13 protein-coding genes are annotated in these 15,717 nt (G+C 59.7%); 3 read left to right on the top strand and 10 right to left on the bottom strand.

The genetic code is table 11. The annotated features are described in order from the left end of the window. Positions 1-19: 19 nt before the first annotated feature. The 9 genes from aat to ACP0KA_RS27420 form a co-directional block, all read right to left on the bottom strand. A complete protein-coding gene (gene aat / locus ACP0KA_RS27460) occupies positions 20-688 on the bottom strand; it encodes a leucyl/phenylalanyl-tRNA--protein transferase (RefSeq protein ID WP_424632126.1) in 669 nt (222 codons plus the stop codon). 31 nt (positions 689-719) lie between these two features. Beyond that, positions 720-1,805: a sensor histidine kinase gene (locus tag ACP0KA_RS27455; RefSeq protein ID WP_424632125.1), complete on the bottom strand. Its 1,086-nt coding sequence runs from the start codon at positions 1,803-1,805 to the stop codon at positions 720-722. Continuing rightward, positions 1,802-2,242 (bottom strand): response regulator, encoded by a 441-nt coding sequence (locus ACP0KA_RS27450; RefSeq protein WP_424632124.1) that lies wholly within the window; start codon positions 2,240-2,242, stop codon positions 1,802-1,804. The genes ACP0KA_RS27455 and ACP0KA_RS27450 overlap by 4 nt, the downstream gene beginning before the upstream one ends. Continuing rightward, positions 2,239-3,780, bottom strand: a complete 1,542-nt coding sequence (locus ACP0KA_RS27445; protein WP_424632123.1) for a sensor histidine kinase — start codon at positions 3,778-3,780, stop codon at positions 2,239-2,241. The genes ACP0KA_RS27450 and ACP0KA_RS27445 overlap by 4 nt, the downstream gene beginning before the upstream one ends. Before the next feature lie 142 nt (positions 3,781-3,922). Further along, positions 3,923-5,278, bottom strand: coding sequence for an acetyl-CoA carboxylase biotin carboxylase subunit (gene accC / locus ACP0KA_RS27440; protein WP_424632122.1), 1,356 nt, complete (start codon positions 5,276-5,278; stop codon positions 3,923-3,925). A 24-nt stretch (positions 5,279-5,302) separates the two neighbouring features. Further along, positions 5,303-5,800 (bottom strand): acetyl-CoA carboxylase biotin carboxyl carrier protein, encoded by a 498-nt coding sequence (gene accB, locus ACP0KA_RS27435; protein ID WP_424632121.1) that lies wholly within the window; start codon positions 5,798-5,800, stop codon positions 5,303-5,305. A gap of 37 nt (positions 5,801-5,837) precedes the next feature. Next, a complete protein-coding gene (aroQ, locus tag ACP0KA_RS27430; RefSeq protein WP_424632120.1) occupies positions 5,838-6,293 on the bottom strand; it encodes a type II 3-dehydroquinate dehydratase in 456 nt (151 codons plus the stop codon). A gap of 237 nt (positions 6,294-6,530) precedes the next feature. Further along, a complete protein-coding gene (locus tag ACP0KA_RS27425; RefSeq protein ID WP_424632119.1) occupies positions 6,531-7,298 on the bottom strand; it encodes a DsbA family protein in 768 nt (255 codons plus the stop codon). Between the two features lie 39 nt (positions 7,299-7,337). Next, the gene (locus ACP0KA_RS27420; RefSeq protein ID WP_424632163.1) at positions 7,338-8,729 is read right to left on the bottom strand and encodes a M48 family metalloprotease; all 1,392 of its coding nucleotides are present in this window, start codon (positions 8,727-8,729) and stop codon (positions 7,338-7,340) included. A 200-nt stretch (positions 8,730-8,929) separates the two neighbouring features. Here ACP0KA_RS27420 and ACP0KA_RS27415 point away from each other — a divergent pair, with 200 nt between their 5' ends. Then, positions 8,930-10,123, top strand: coding sequence for a pyridoxal phosphate-dependent aminotransferase (locus tag ACP0KA_RS27415; RefSeq protein ID WP_424632118.1), 1,194 nt, complete (start codon positions 8,930-8,932; stop codon positions 10,121-10,123). Between the two features lie 127 nt (positions 10,124-10,250). Here ACP0KA_RS27415 and ACP0KA_RS27410 read toward each other — a convergent pair whose 3' ends face one another. Then, a complete protein-coding gene (locus ACP0KA_RS27410; RefSeq protein WP_424632117.1) occupies positions 10,251-12,476 on the bottom strand; it encodes an Rne/Rng family ribonuclease in 2,226 nt (741 codons plus the stop codon). A 9-nt stretch (positions 12,477-12,485) separates the two neighbouring features. Here ACP0KA_RS27410 and ACP0KA_RS27405 point away from each other — a divergent pair, with 9 nt between their 5' ends. Next, the gene (locus ACP0KA_RS27405; RefSeq protein ID WP_424632116.1) at positions 12,486-13,418 is read left to right on the top strand and encodes a hypothetical protein; all 933 of its coding nucleotides are present in this window, start codon (positions 12,486-12,488) and stop codon (positions 13,416-13,418) included. A gap of 660 nt (positions 13,419-14,078) precedes the next feature. Continuing rightward, a complete protein-coding gene (locus ACP0KA_RS27400) occupies positions 14,079-15,398 on the top strand; it encodes an N-acetylmuramoyl-L-alanine amidase (RefSeq protein ID WP_424632115.1) in 1,320 nt (439 codons plus the stop codon). Positions 15,399-15,717 lie beyond the last annotated feature (319 nt).

The raw sequence follows: 15,717 nt of genomic DNA, 5'->3' as shown, positions 1-15,717 counted from the left end.
CTAGAAGCCCGCATCGGATCTATTTGATCCAGCTGAGCGCTTCCGCGCCCGATACGGGTTGATCGGAAGGCAGCGCACAGAAATCTGCAATGCCGTTCAGCGCTTCATCCAGCATCACGCGATAGCGCCGCTGGGGGACTTCGGACGCTCCAAAAGTCCGTAGGTGCTCGGTGACGTATTGCGTATCGAGCAGCACGAAGCCACCGGCGATCAATCGCGCAACAAGATGGACGAGCGCAACCTTTGACGCATCCCGTGCGCGATGGAACATGCTCTCACCAAAGAAGGCGCGACCGAGACTGACGCCATAGAGCCCGCCGACGAGATCATCGCCTTGCCACACCTCCACGCTGTGCGCATGACCGATGTCGTGGAGCGCGGTGTAGAGATCGCGAATGCGGCCATTGATCCAGGTGTCGTCACGGCCGGGTTGAGGTTCCGCGCAGCCGGCAATGGTTTGCTTGAACGCGGTATTGACCGTTACCCGGAACACGTCCGATCGCACCGTGCGGGCGAGGCGTGACGAGATACGAAAACCATGCAGCGGAATGATGCCGCGCTGCTCCGGCTCAACCCAGAAGATCGTGGGATCGTCAGCGCTCTCCGACATTGGAAAAATGCCGCAGGCGTAAGCGCGCAGCAGAACTTCCGGCGTGATCTCAAACGAGGCGGAGTCGCGTGAACTCATGCTTCATCCTAGCAGATGGGAAGCCTGAGCACTATGAGGCGGCGGGAGCCCTCTTGGATTTGCAGGTCTGCTGAAATCGCACGATGATTTTCGTGCCGGAGTGGGACGGATCCCGCTCAGTCGTTGCTTCAAGTTTGGTCGCCATGGCGTTGACGATACGCTGGCCCATTCCCGTGGATCGCGGATCTTGCTTGGCCTGATAACCGACACCATCGTCGGAAATCACCAACTCCAGGCCCGAAATGTTCTTGTGCAGGTTGACGTGAATGGGACCTGGGCCGTCGGGATAAGCGTACTTGACGGCATTCATCACCAACTCGTTGACAATGATGCCGATGGCGACCGCGCGATCCGGGTCAATCTCGACGGCTTCGGCACTCAGCGTCAGACGTGACATGCGGTTGCCTTCCGTCGAGCGACGCAAATCTTCCAGCAAGGCCTCGAGATATTGGTTGAGCATGACCGTCTTCAGGTCCTGCGACGTGTAGAGGCGGCGGTGCACCTGCGCGACGGCGGCCACACGACCCATGGCGTTGGAGAGGGCGGCTTTGACGTCTTCGTCGTTGCTTGAACTCGCCTGGAGGTGCAGCAGCGACGCAATGATCTGGAGGCTGTTGCCGACGCGGTGGTTCACCTCGCGCAGCAGGACTTCACGTTCGGCAGCGAGCGCGGCGTAACGGTCGCGCGAGGCATGAACCTCGGCTTCGGCGTCATCGCGCGCCTTGCGAACAAGCGCTTGTTCAAATGCGCTCCGGGCGGCAACGTCGAGCAGGCCGATGAAGTCGCCTTGGGTGTCCTTGACGAGATAATCCACGGCACCGGCCTTGAGCGCGGTGATCGCGATCTTGCTGTCTTGCGACGCCGTGACAAAAATGACCGGTGGTGCGCCTTGAATTTTCTGGATCTCGGCGAGCGTCTCAAGGCCATCAAGGCCCGGCATATGCTGATCCAGTGCCACCACGTCGACACCACCGAGCTTGATCCGTGCCAGACCGGCTGCACCGTCGATGGCATGCTCCACGGCAAACCCCTGCCGTTTGAGTCCGCGCTCGACCAACCGCGCGAGAGCCGGGTCATCGTCGACGTAGAGAAGGAGAGGTGGCGGCGCGGAGGTCATGCTTTGACTGGCGGTACCTTGATCACGGAAAAGAACAAACCCAACTGCCGAATGGCGTTGGCGAAGTTCTCATAGTTGACCGGCTTGGTGATATAGACGTTACATCCAAGCTCATAGCAACGCTTGATTTCTTGTTCGTCGTCGGTGGTCGTCAGCACCACGACGGGTGTGCATTTGATGTGCGAATTGTCCTTGATGCGCTTAAGGATCTCAATACCGGTCATATCCGGAAGATTGAGATCGAGCAGGATCAGAAGCGCCTGATCCTTATGTCCGATACCGGACCCATCCGGGCCGAACAGATACTTCACCGCATCGGTGCCGTTGGTGAATGGTACGATCTCATTGTTGACGCCCGACCGGCGGATGTTGCGCTCGATGAGGCGGGCATGCCCCTCATCGTCTTCGATCATGACGATTTTAACTGGTAGACTCATTCGGTTTTTCCCTGAATTCCGAGCTTCCACTGCGCGGGCAGTGTGATTGTGAACGTGCTTCCTTTGTGCAGTTCAGACGAAACGTTGATGGTGCCGCCCATTCGGCGGACCAATGCGCGGACGTGCGCGAGCCCGATACCCTGGCCTTGCCGGTCCTGGACGCCGGCACGGCGGAACAGGTCGAAAATTCGGGCGTGATCCTTCTGATCAATGCCGCGACCGTTATCGATAATCTCGAAAATAGCAAACCCGAGTTTGTGCCGGCCTTTGATGAGGATGTCGCCGGGAACTCCCGGCTTGAGATATTTAAGTGCGTTGTCGATCAGGTTCGAGAAGACCTGTTCCATCGCAAGCCGGTCGCTGACAATGTTAGGCAAGGGCTCGATGCGAATTTTCGCATCTGCTTCGGTCGTCTGGTGGGCGACTGAAGCCACGATCGTCTCGATCAACTCGCGCGTATCGATCTTGACTGGATGGAATTCGCGGCGGCCTTCGCGGGTCAGGTTGAGGATCGCGCTGATGAGACGGTCCATCTTGCCGATGGATGATTTGATGAAACCGAGGGCCTCGGTGAAGTCCTGTGAGAGCTGCTTGTCTTCATCCGTGAGTTCGGGAGCATCACCCGGATCGGCCTCGCCGATCGGGCCCGGCACGGCAGGCGCGGGAGATGCGGCGCGGCTGTATCGTGCGATACGGCTGAAGATGTCGCCGCGCAACTCTTCAAGCTCGCTGGTAAATCCCATGATGTTGACCAGCGGCGAGCGCAGGTCATGGCTGACGATATAGGCGAAGCGCTGTATTTCTTCATTTGCTTCACGCAAATCGGAGGTGCGTTCATCGACCGCCGCTTCCAGGTTGAGGTTGAGGTCGCGCAACTGCTGCTCGGCGTCGTCGCGTGCACGTGCGGATCGCCGGACGAGGAAAATTGAAACTGCAGCAAGGGCAATGACAAGGCCGGAGCCTGCCGTGGTGACAATAGCCGCGAGAGTTTGGCTGCGGTCTGCTTCCAGCGTCCGAACCGAGAACAGCTGATTTTCCTCGTCGCGCATCTTCGACGCAATGTCGCGAATGCGGTTCATGCCTTCGCGACCGGAACTGTTCTGCAGAAAATTCTTCGCATCGTCGAACTTGCCCGCGTTGGCAAGATCGCGCGTGTGACGAAAATCGTCGAACCGATTCATCGTCATCGGGATCAAATCATTCAGCAGTTTGACTTGTTCCGGGTTGTCGGTTGTCAGTCGCCTCAATCTCTCGAGCGCAGGCCCGAGCAGACCGTCGGCTTCCTCGAATTCGGAGCGGTAGACGTCTTGTCCGAACAGCAGATAGCCACGGATTGCGCTCTCGGCCCGGCGCATCTGCAGTTGGGTCAGAGAGAGCTGGTTTTCGACCTCAACCGTATGAAGCACCCATGAGGCATCGGTGCGGGCGCGTGCGACCAGATAAATCGAGATCGCGCTGATCGCGACGAGAATGGCAAAGCCCGCCGCGAGCAGGGCGATCTGCCAAACGGTCCGCTGACGCGCCGCATCAGTCGTCACGGTGGTCCCATGTCAATGAGAGCATGCGCGAAATGATTTGATAATTCAGGTTCATATCCACGTGTCGAGAGATAACCCGCCCGAAGGATAACCTGCAAATGTCAAATCGGTTCCATCGACGGAACCGACCATTTTTCCTGCGTCAGGACGCTTTGGTGTCCCCGACCGCGAGATACTGTTCCAGCCAGTGGATATGGTAGTCGCCATCAATGATGTTGGGTTCCCGGACCAGGGCACGGAACAGCGGCAACGTGGTTTCGACCCCATCCACCACCATCTCGTCGAGGGCGCGACGAAGCCGCATCAGACATTCGCCGCGGGTCTTGCCGTGGACGATGAGCTTACCCACGAGGGAGTCGTAGTAAGGCGGAATGACGTAGCTCTGGTAGACCGCAGAATCGATCCGCACGCCCAGGCCGCCGGGCGGATGATACTGGGTGATTTTCCCCGGCGATGGCCGGAAAGATACCGGGTTCTCCGCATTGATGCGGCACTCGATGGCATGGCCGTTGATGGAGATTTCCTCCTGCGTGCAGGGCAGGTCGCCGCCGGCCGCAACGCGAATTTGTTCGATCACGAGATCGAGGCCGGTGATCATCTCGGTCACCGGATGTTCGACCTGGATGCGGGTGTTCATTTCGATGAAATAGAACTCGCCGTCCTCGTAGAGGAATTCGATGGTGCCGACGCCGAGATAGTTCATCTCGCGCATCGCCTTGGCGCAGGTCTCGCCGATCTTGGCGCGTGCCGCGGCTGTAATGATGGGTGAGGGGCCTTCCTCCCACACCTTCTGGTGCCGTCGTTGCAACGAGCAATCGCGCTCGCCAAGATGGATTGCACCACCGCGGCCATCGCCGAGAATCTGAATTTCAATGTGACGCGGCTTGCCCAGATATTTTTCGAGGTAAACCGAGCCGTCGCCGAAGGCCGACTTCGCTTCGTTGCTCGCGGTCGACAGTGCCAGCGCCAGGTCAGCTTCGGTCATCGCGACCTTCATGCCGCGGCCGCCACCGCCTGCAGCCGCCTTCACCAGAACCGGGAAGCCGATCTGCTTGGCGATCGCCAGGGCATCGTCACCGGGGCCGATCCCGCCATCCGATCCCGGCACGACAGGAATGCCCAGCCGCTTCGCCGTTTTCTTGGCTTCGATCTTGTCACCCATCAGACGGATATGTTCCGCCTTGGGGCCGATGAAATGCAGATTGTGGTCGGCAAGGATTTCAGCGAAACGCGCGTTTTCCGAAAGAAAACCGTAGCCTGGATGAACCGCATCGGCGCCCGTGATTTCACAGGCGGCCAGCAGCGCCGGCACATTCAGATAGCTGTCCTTTGACGGTGGCGGTCCGATGCAGACACTCTCGTCGGCGAGGCGCACATGCATGGCATTGGCGTCAGCGGTCGAATGGACCGCGACGGTCGCGATGCCGAGTTCTTTGCATGCGCGAAGAATGCGCAGGGCAATCTCGCCGCGATTGGCAATCAGGATCTTGTCGAACATCACTGTGCCTGACGATGAGAATGATTATTCAATGATGACGAGCGGTTCGCCGTATTCGACCGGCTGACCGTCTTCGACGAGGATTTGCGTGACCGTTCCCGCGCGGGTCGACGGGATCTGGTTCATGGTCTTCATCGCTTCGATGATGATAAGCGTATCGCCCACCTTAACTTTGCTGCCGACGTCGATGAACGGCTTCGCGCCGGGCTCGGAGGCACGGTAGGCGGTACCGACCATCGGCGAGGGCACCATGCCCGGGTGCTTGGCGATATCGGCCGTTGCGGCAGCCGGCGCTGCTGCTGCCGGTGCAGGGGCTGCTGCGACAGGGGCCGGCTGGTAAGATACCGGGGCAGCAGCCGCGATGCTGATGTTACGCGCCACACGCAGCCGCAGGCCTGACCGCTCGATCTCGATTTCGGTCAGGTTGGTTTCGTCGAGCAGCATTGCCAACTCGCGAATAAGTTCGCGTTCGTCGGAAGGCTTTTCTTTTGAAGTCGAGGGGTCTTGCGGCTGACGGGCCATGTTCAATCCGAAGCTTTCTTACTTTGCAATGACAACGTCAGGATTTCGCCGTGACGCCGAGTTTGGCGGCGAGGCCGCTGATCGCGAGACGATAGCCTTCGATTCCGAAGCCACACAGGGTTGCGAAAGCAGCCGAGGCGACGAACGAATGATGCCGGAAAGGCTCGCGTGAGTAGATGTTGGAAACGTGAACTTCGACGGCCGGCAGCTTCACGGCGATCAACGCGTCATGAATGGCGATCGACGTGTGCGAGTAGCCGCCTGCGTTGATGATGATGCCGGCAGCCTTGCTTGCCCCGGCCTCATGGATGAAATCGATCAACTCACCCTCGCGGTTCGATTGACGGCAATCTGCGGTCAGACCGAAACGGGCGGCGGCGTCACGACACAGCTTCTCCACGTCGGCGAGGGTGTGGTGGCCGTAGGTTTCCGGCTCACGGGTACCGAGCAGATTCAGGTTCGGCCCATTGAGCACGTAAATCGTCTTTGCCATCCGAAACCTAAATCCAGCAATGTCGGCGGAATGATGCGCCCCAAGCGCGGTTTGGGCAGGTTTATAGGCAACATAAGGCCGGGAGGGAAGCCTGTCCGGCTCCGCTGTCCCCGGCCATATCGTTCATCCGGCTCTTAAAAAGCCTTATTGAACACGTGGAAATCGTTGGTTAACCAATCTTAAAAGTTGCAGTTAAGGCCACTACCCGGGGGCGAGGCAGACCCTCACTGGCGGCCGTTAGCATGTCTCCTTGCCGCAGCGGGCCTCGGAAATCTTCTTGGTCAGGCCGTCAAGCCCGACGGCGCCCACCACCACGTCCTTTCCGATGACGTAGCTCGGGGTTCCGTTGAGGCCCATGGCCTCTGCCAGCTTGAAGCTCTCGTTGAGGGTGGCGGCCACTTCGGGGCTGACCATGTCCTTCTCGAGCTTGGCCATATCGACCCCGACCTCCTTGGCGACAGCAAGGGCGCGGGCTTTGTCGGCCTGACCGCGGCCACCGAGAAGCTTCTGGTGGAAGTCGAGATACTTCTTGCCGGTTGGATCCTGCATGCGAACCGCCACTGCGACCTGTGCGGCCTCGACGGACCCCGGTCCAAGCACCGGGAATTCCTTCAAGGTCACACGGAGCTTCGGATCGGCTTTCATCAGATCCAGCATGTCGCTCATCGCTTTTTTGCAATAGCCGCAATTGTAATCGAAGAACTCGACGAAATTGACGTCGCCGTTCTTGTTGCCGAGAACCACGCCGCGGGGCGAATTGAAGATGGTATCGGCGTTCTTCGCCACCGCTGCACGATGCTTTTCGGCTTCCGCCGCAGTCTGGCGCTTGGTCAGTTCAGCCGAAACATCTTCAAGGATCTCCGGGTTGGCCAGGAGGTACTCCTTGATGATCTTTTCGATTTCGCTGCGCTGACCGGACGAGAAGTTCTGCGCCTCCGAGGCAACGGGAGCGGCACAAATTGCAAGCGCGAATGCCAATGGAGCAAATGAGCGAAGCGAGACCATGAGAATTCCTTTAAACTGTCGTGGACAGGAACCGGGACCCTAGTTCTTTACCGGCTTGGTGTTAACGATGTCGTCCGCCTTGACCCATCCGGGCGTCCCGATGGCAAAGCGCGTTTTTGCGCGCGAGGCAAGATCCCGCGCCGTCTTCTGATCTCCGCGCAAGTAAGCGGCTTGCGCCGACGCAAGATCCGCTTCCGCATAGTTGCCCTTGCGGCCGTAAGCCATTGCGAGTTGCGTGTAGCCGTTCGCGGCTTCTGGCTCCCGCGTCAGAGCGTTGCGCAGCAACGTGATGGCATCGTCAGCGTAGGCTTTATTTTCGGATGCGACGAGCGCCTGACCAAGTAACAACTCGATGAGCGGGGTGTTATTTGACAGGTGCACGGCTTTGCGCAGCGGTGCGATCGCCTCATTTGGCTTCGCACCCTCGAGCAGGGCCTGTCCCTTCAGTTCGTAAAAGTAGGGATTGTTGGGTTGGGTGTGAATCAAGTCATCGATCTGCGTCAGCGCTGAGCGCAGATCGCCGTGACGGTAGGTCGCGATGGCTCTGGCGTAGCGAGCTGGCAGACTGGTATTCGATGCCGGATAGCGGCGGTAGACGGTGTCCGCTCGCTCCATGAAGCCGGACACCTTCGCACGCATCATGTCGTGTCGCAGTTGCAGGGCAGGGTCGTCCTTTTTATCCCAATAGGGGCTTGTTCTCGCCAGTTCTTCCAGCGCCCTGACGCGTTCAGCCGGCATCGGGTGCGACATGTAATATGGATCCGCGCCGCGCGAAGCGAACAGGCCCTGTTCGGAGAAGCGCTTGAACGTCTCGTACATGCCTTTCGCGGATTGTCCCGTCGCGTTGAGAAACTTCACGCCGGCCTTATCCGCGCTCTCTTCCTGTTGCCGCTGGTATGAGAGCATCGTCCGCATGATGGCCGATTGCGGGGCTGCGACCGCTGCCGCGCCAGCACCGCCCGCGCCGGCTCGGGCGCCTGCAACGGCTGCGCCGAGGCCAATGAGCATCGCGATGATCAATTGGGTTTGCGTTTGCGCAAGCTGTTCCCGCAGCTTGGCGAGATGGCCGCCGGCCAAGTGTCCGGTTTCGTGGGCCAACACGCCGATGATCTGGTTCGGTGTCTCGGATTCACGCAAGGCGCCATAGTTCACGAAGATGCGGCGGCCGTCGGCAACAAAAGCGTTGAATGTCGGATCGTTGATGATCACGACCTGGATGTTCTGCTTTTCGAGACCGGCGGCTCGGAGGATAGGGCGCGTATAATCCCGCAGAAGCTGCTCGGTCTCGGCGTCGCGCAACGTTCGGGGGCCGCCCTGTTGGGCCTGGGCCGGCCAGGAACCGCAGAGCAATGCGCCGGCGGTAATCACAGCAGTCGCACGCCGCGCCAGCGACCGTCCGAAGCGATGGACACGCGCAGGAGCTCCCCTCAGAAGCGTTCCACGAGAATGCAAGGAAGATCCCGCTGACGCGGTCAGGCGATCATTTGTCATGGTTGGCTGACGACATCTGGCAGTCTTGCACGTTTGGCAATGGAGCCGCGACCTGTAGGATGCTAAAAATCATGGTCAAACAAACGGTCGAATGCGGCAGGAACGGGGCATTGCCGTTCCATGAGGAATAGCAGATTTCCATGCTCGATGTGACGCTGAGAGACAAGGTAAAAAACATTTTGGCGCCATCCGGGCGAGGGAATGTTCCGCCATTCATGGTGATGGATGTGATGGCTGCCGCGGCCCGGATCGAGGCCGAGGGCGGTCATGTGATTCACATGGAGGTGGGACAACCGGCCGCACCGGCCCCGAAAACGGCCATCGCCGCGGCTCATGCCGCACTCGAGATCGGGAAGATTGACTATACCGCTGCGGTCGGGATCCCGTCGCTGCGGCAACGGATCGCCCGCCATTACCGCGAGACCTATAATCAAGACATCAACCCCGCGCGCATTGTCGTCACGACCGGCTCTTCGGGAGCTTTCGTACTCGGATTTCTCGCGATGTTCGAGCCGGGGGACAGGGTCGCCATTACGGCCCCTGGATATCCGCCATACCGGCACATCCTGAGCGCGCTTGGCTGCGAGCCGGTGCTGATCGAGACCACACGCGATACCCGTCATGCGCTGACTGGCGAGATGCTGCTTGAAGCGCACCGCAAGACGCCGCTGAAAGGTGTGCTGGTCGCAAGCCCGGCCAACCCGACCGGGACCATGATGACGCGTGAGGCCCTGGCTGATCTGATCGCGGCTGCCGATAGCGCCGGCATTCGCTTCGTGTCGGACGAAATCTATCACGGTCTCGATTACGCGTTCCCAGCCGTCACGGCGGCGCAGCTCTCGCCGGACGCCCTGATCATCAATTCGTTCTCGAAATATTTCTGCATGACCGGTTGGCGTGTCGGCTGGATGGTGGTGCCGGAGCCGCTGGTGCGCTCGGTTGAAACGCTGCAGCAAAACCTGTCGATCTCCGTGCCGACCTTGTCGCAGATCGCCGCCGAAGCGGCGTTTGACGGCCGTGCGGAAATGGACGTCATCAAGCATGGCTATGAGGAGAACCGCCGCCTCCTGATCGAAGGCTTCCCCAAAGTAGGCCTGTCGGATTTTCTGCCTGCGGATGGTGCTTTCTATCTTTACGCGGATGTCTCCAAGTTCACGTCGGACAGTTTCGAGTTTGCCAAGACGATGTTGCAGGAGGCGCTTGTCGCAGCGACACCGGGCGTGGATTTCGATCCGTTCCATGGCCGTTCGTTCGTGCGGTTTTCGTATGCGCGCTCAACGCAGGAAACGGCCGAGGCGGTCGCGCGGATCACGAACTGGCTTTCAAAGGGGTAAATTCTTTGAAAGTTCGCCTCATAAGGCAGCGCACCCGGTAGCGAACTTCCGAACTTCCACACTGGCTCAAACAAAAACCCGTCCGCTTCGCAGCGGACGGGTTTTTCGTTTTGAGCAAATCTAAGCGTTAGTCGCTTCGCTTTGACCACCATCCGCTGCGGCGAGGCTGGGATGTTTCGGTGGTCGTGACGTCCGCCTCCGGCGCTGCGGCCGGCGCAGACTCGCTTGTGATAGCCGTGGAGACTGCTTCTTCAGTCGGAGCCGGCGCCTCGTCCGTTTTGGACGAGTCGCCGAAGAAAAAACTTACCTTCTCCCGGACCGTCGAACGTTTGCGTCGCGCGGGTTCAGGCTCCGGTTCGGGCTCGGACGGAGGTGCCACTTCAACCTTCGGAGCTTCACTGGTCTCAACGTGATGTGAGACCGGTTCCGACGGCGTGTACGGGGCCGGTTCGGAATCCGCATGCTGGGCAGTATCCGATGACAGGTCGGCCACTGCTTCGCTGGATTCAGGCTCCGGCAGCGGACCGAGATCGTCCGCGATGGACGCCGCGATACCGTTCTCGGGTTGGCCGTTGTCCTGATTGCCACGGCGGCGGCGGCCACCCCGGCGACCTCGGCGTCGCGGACGGCGCTCACCGTTCGCATCTTGCTCTGCGCGCGCTTCGCCGTTCGACTCCTCCGAGTCGTCTTCACCTTCCTCGCCCTCAGCGACGTCACTTGTCGTGCCATCCTGTGGCGTGAGGCTCGGCGTTTCGCCGCGCTCGCCGGCTTGAGCGCCTTCACGCTGTTCGCCACCACGGCCACGGCGCCGTCGGCGTCGCCGCCGGCGCGGACCTTCTTCACCTTCCGCGTTCTGGCTGTCGCCAGCGGATTGTGTTTCAGCCTCGTCCTCGGCCTCGTCACCTTCGAATTCTGCTTCAGCCTCGAAGACTTCGTCTTCTTCGTACTCGTAGGTTTCCTCGATCGCCGCAGGAGAGGATGCGAGCTGAGCCGCGAGGATGGCCTTGGCGGCCTCAAGCGTGTGGACCGCTTCGCCACGGTCAATGACGAAGGACTGCTGGCCGCTGATCGTTCCGTCTGCGATCACCGCGAGCGCAACCTTGAAGCCGTCCTCCAGATCGCGGAGATGGCCACGCTTGTGGTTGAGAACATACAGCGCGACATCGGTGCGCGTCCGCACGGTGAGATTGTGCGTCGGCCCTTTCATCAGGCTTTCCTCGAGGCCACGCAGCAATTGCAGCGCGACCGAGGAGACTGACCGGACGTGACCGGTGCCGCCGCAATGCGGGCAGGGCTCGGTCGAACTTTCCAGGACGCTGGCGCGGATGCGCTGGCGCGACATCTCCAGCAACCCGAAGTGCGAGATACGGCCCACCTGGATGCGCGCACGATCCTGCCGCAGGCAATCGCTGAGCTTGCGCTCGACGGAGCGGTTGTTGCGCTTCTCGTCCATATCGATGAAGTCGATGACGATCAGGCCCGCGAGATCGCGCAACCGCAACTGGCGTGCGACTTCCTCGGCGGCTTCAAGATTGGTCTTGAGCGCGGTGTCTTCGATGTGGTGTTCGCGCGTCGATCGCCCCGAGTTGACGTCGATCGAAACCAGAGCCTCGGTCTGATTGATCACGATGTAGCCGCCGGACCTCAGTGTCACGGTCGGTGAGAACATCGCATCCAGCTGGCTCTCCACGCCCATGCGCGAGAACAACGGCTGGCCGTCGCGATATTGCTTCACCGAGCGGACATTGCTCGGCATCAGCATCTTCATGAAATCGCGCGCCTCGGTGTAGCCGTTCTCGCCGGCCACCAGCACCTCGTCGATTTCCTTGTTGTAGAGGTCGCGCAGCGACCGCTTGATCAGCGAACCTTCTTCATAAACGAGGGTCGGCGCCTGCGACCTCAACGTCATGTCACGGACGGTTTCCCACATGCGGATGAGGTATTCGAAGTCGCGTTTGATCTCCTGCTTGGTGCGTGAGGCACCGGCGGTGCGCAGAATGATCCCCATGCCTTCCGGCACGTCGAGATCCTGCACCACATCCTTGAGACGGTTGCGATCCTGTGCCGACGTGATCTTGCGGCTGATGCCGCCGCCACGGGCGGTATTGGGCATCAGCACCGCGTAACGGCCGGCGAGCGACAGGTACGTGGTCAGCGCCGCGCCTTTGTTGCCGCGCTCTTCCTTGACGACCTGAACCAGCATCACCTGGCGGCGCTTGATGACTTCCTGGATCTTGTATTGCCGGCGCGGACGGAAGGCGCGCTCCGGCACTTCTTCCATGACATCGTCACCGCCGACTGATTCGACAACTTCCTCTTCGCCTTCTTCGTCGTCCTCGTCCTCGCCGTCCACGTCGTCAGCGTGGGAATCGTCCTGGCGGGATTCACCGAACGCAGCAACCTCTGCGACCGGTTGCTCGCCGTGGTCGGAAGGGTCGTGATCCGCATGATCATCGTGAGCATGATCATCGTGAGCGTGATCATCGTGTGTCGACTGTTCATGAGCAGTCGAGGACTCAGTCGCTTGAATATCCGTAGCAGCTACGACGGGAATATCGTGATCAGCCTGGGGAGCCGGCTGTTCGATGACCGCGTTAGCCTCGGCCTGCTGCTCAGCCGCATGCTCGCCATGATGATCGTCGTGGTTGCCATCATCATGATGTTCCTCATCATGGTGATGGGCGGCATGATGATGCTCGTCATCATGTGCATGCTCGTCATGATGGAATGCTTCGGCCTCGTGATGATCATGGTCATGACCGTCGTGACCGGAGTGGGACTCATAAAGATGATCGGGGGCGTGCTCGTCCGCCTGCGCAACGTCTGTCTGCTGCTGCGCGTCGACGCGCTCGGCGCTGCTGTCCTCGACGACGTCGCTTTGCACGCGCTCGCCATGATTGCGTCGCCGCGAACTGCGATGACGCGAGCGCCGACGGTTGGAGCGATTTTCCGACTCTTCTTCAGCTTCGCGATGCGCGCGTTCGTCGGCCTCGATGAGAGCCTGACGGTCTGCAACCGGGATCTGATAGTAGTCCGGATGAATTTCGCTGAAGGCGAGGAAGCCGTGACGATTACCTCCGTATTCGATAAACGCGGCCTGCAGCGATGGTTCTACCCGCGTGACCTTGGCAAGATAGATGTTGCCGCGGAGTTGTTTGCGTTGGGCGGACTCGAAATCAAATTCTTCGACGCGGTTGCCGCGCACCACGACCACCCGGGTCTCTTCCGGATGGGTGGCATCGATCAACATTTTGTTGGGCATTTGGAAACTCATGACGGCGGATGGCACGCGTGACGGCCAACGCATTCAGCGCAGCCCGGTGACGCGACGGTCCACCTGATTCGGGGGTGAGGGGAAGGCCAAAACGCAACCCGAGGCACCGTGCCGAACGCAACGCCAACGAATAGCGACGCGGATAGGATTCGCGTGGCATCATCGCAGGGGTTGCAAAGATCCTGATGTAGATCCCGGTCGGCAATACAGTCTGGCGCATCAAGCGTCGGCCCGTCTGATTATGTGGCGGTAAACGCACCGCCTTGTTTGTTGCTAACGGGGCCAGCAGCGATCCGCTGGGTGGGAGCCAACGCGGCGTAAACACGCGCGGTGGCGGGAGGTTTCGTAGCCTTGCGGCGACGAAGGCCGGTCATCATTTGCTGCCCGGGCTTTCGAACCGCCGACTCATCCGACCGCGCACTGCGCTGGCCGAGGAGGAAGCGGTCAATACGCTCAAGTCTCAAGACTATCTGAGATCTGGCGCTGCACCGAAAAGCTGAACGCGATACAACCGGAAGTTTAAACCGTCAGCCCTTCATACATACGTCGAATAACCACCTCTGGCAAGGGAAGCGTCACAGGCCTGCAACACTGGGCAACAATCATTTGCCATCCGGTAAGGTTAGGTTAACCCTCCAGTTCTATTGCGATATGAGGCTGTTCTGGAGGCACCGGAATCCCTTGTTGAGCCGCGTTCATCATTCAGTTTTGCTCGGGATTACAGGTGCATGCGCCGTTCTTTGGATGTGTGCGCCACTCCCTTCGGCTCGCGCTGTCGAAACTCAGTCCCCACGCCCTTCGGTTGCGGAAGATTTTCCGATCGCGTCTGGCGTGCGGATCGCCGGCGACGATAAACAGACGCGCTTTATTCTTGATCTGGATCATAAGATCGACGTGCGTGCCTTTACGCTGAACAATCCGTATCGGGTTGTTCTGGATATTCCGCAGGTTACGTTCAATCTTCCAACGGGCGTGGGAGGTTCGGGTCGGGGGCTGATCCGGGCTTTCCGCTATGGCCTGGTGATGCCGGGAGGTTCCCGGATGGTGTTTGATCTGACGGGGCCGGCGAAAATTGAAAAGGCCTACGCGATGGAGGCTGCAAACGACCAGCCGGCGCGGCTTGTCTTGGAATTGAGTGCCGTCGAACCATCCGCATTTAAAGCGTCATCGGTGTCGTCGGCCGGAAGCGGGGACTTGAATCAATTGCGGCCCGCGATTCTCGCCGATGCAGACGCGAATCCCGCCGTTCCAGATACCACTGGGATGACCAAGGCCATGACCCCGACCGATTCCCGTCTTGTCGTTGTCATTGATCCCGGACACGGCGGCATTGATAACGGCACGCAGGCCCCGAGCGGTGAAGCCGAAAAGTCGCTGGTGCTGGATTTCGCTCTGGCTCTGCGGGACCGGATCGAGAAATCCGGAAAGTATCGCGTGGTCATGACCCGCAGCGACGACACCTTCATTCCGCTGGGTGACCGGGTGAAGATCGCGCGCAACAACATGGCCGCGCTGTTTGTTTCCATTCACGCCGATGCGTTGCCCAAGAAAGAGGGCGATGCCCAGGGTGCGACCATCTACACCCTGTCGGATAAAGCCTCTGACGCCGAAGCCGAAAAGCTCGCGGAAGCCGAGAACAAGGCTGACGCCATCGCCGGTGTGAATCTGACGGAAGAGCCGGCCGACGTCGCCGATATTCTGATCGATCTGACCCAGCGCGAAACCCGAACGTTTTCAAATCGATTTGCGCGGATGCTGGCCAACGAGATGAAATCCGTGGCGCGCATGCACAAGCATCCGCTGAAGTCAGCAGGCTTCCGGGTTTTGAAGGCCCATGACGTGCCCTCCGTCCTGGTTGAACTGGGTTATGTGTCGAACAGGGATGACCTTCAGCATCTCGTTTCTGAAAGCTGGCGGTCGCGAACGGTCGGTTCCGTGGCGCAGGCGGTCGACGCTTTTCTGGGGAAGCGTGTCGTTTCGGCCAATCCCCCTTCAAATTGAAATCGCATGGAAATCCGGACTCTAAGCCCTAGTTTGGCCACAGCACCGGCATTATAAAAATCCGGCAGAATCAACCCACGGCTTCACCCGGGATGATATAACCCCGCGCAGAAGTCAGGGCAGGCCCATCGTGGATGGACTGATCAGGCAGGATTCATAAAGCCATAGACTACTCATAAAGCCAAAGACTCATGGGGAATGGGTCGCACGATATAAACTGACACGATTCACAGGCAAGATTCTCACGCAAGATTCATGGATCGAATCTTGATCGAATCCCGAGTTTAGGCACTTTCGGCCATGCGCTGCGGCTGGCAGC

The sequence above is a fragment of the Bradyrhizobium sp. SYSU BS000235 genome, from assembly GCF_049747295.1.
Lineage (GTDB): Bacteria > Pseudomonadota > Alphaproteobacteria > Rhizobiales > Xanthobacteraceae > Afipia.
This window is presented reverse-complemented; position numbering and strand designations above follow the sequence as displayed.

Excerpts from the sequence above, each read along its gene's own strand:
- aat (WP_424632126.1), bottom strand. The coding sequence starts at position 688 with ATGAGTTCACGCGACTCCGCCTCGTTTGAGATCACGCCGGAAGTTCTG.
- ACP0KA_RS27455 (WP_424632125.1), bottom strand. The coding sequence starts at position 1,805 with ATGACCTCCGCGCCGCCACCTCTCCTTCTCTACGTCGACGATGACCCG.
- ACP0KA_RS27450 (WP_424632124.1), bottom strand. The coding sequence starts at position 2,242 with ATGAGTCTACCAGTTAAAATCGTCATGATCGAAGACGATGAGGGGCAT.
- accC (WP_424632122.1), bottom strand. The coding sequence starts at position 5,278 with ATGTTCGACAAGATCCTGATTGCCAATCGCGGCGAGATTGCCCTGCGC.
- accB (WP_424632121.1), bottom strand. The coding sequence starts at position 5,800 with ATGGCCCGTCAGCCGCAAGACCCCTCGACTTCAAAAGAAAAGCCTTCC.
- aroQ (WP_424632120.1), bottom strand. The coding sequence starts at position 6,293 with ATGGCAAAGACGATTTACGTGCTCAATGGGCCGAACCTGAATCTGCTC.
- ACP0KA_RS27425 (WP_424632119.1), bottom strand. The coding sequence starts at position 7,298 with ATGGTCTCGCTTCGCTCATTTGCTCCATTGGCATTCGCGCTTGCAATT.
- ACP0KA_RS27415 (WP_424632118.1), top strand. The coding sequence starts at position 8,930 with ATGCTCGATGTGACGCTGAGAGACAAGGTAAAAAACATTTTGGCGCCA.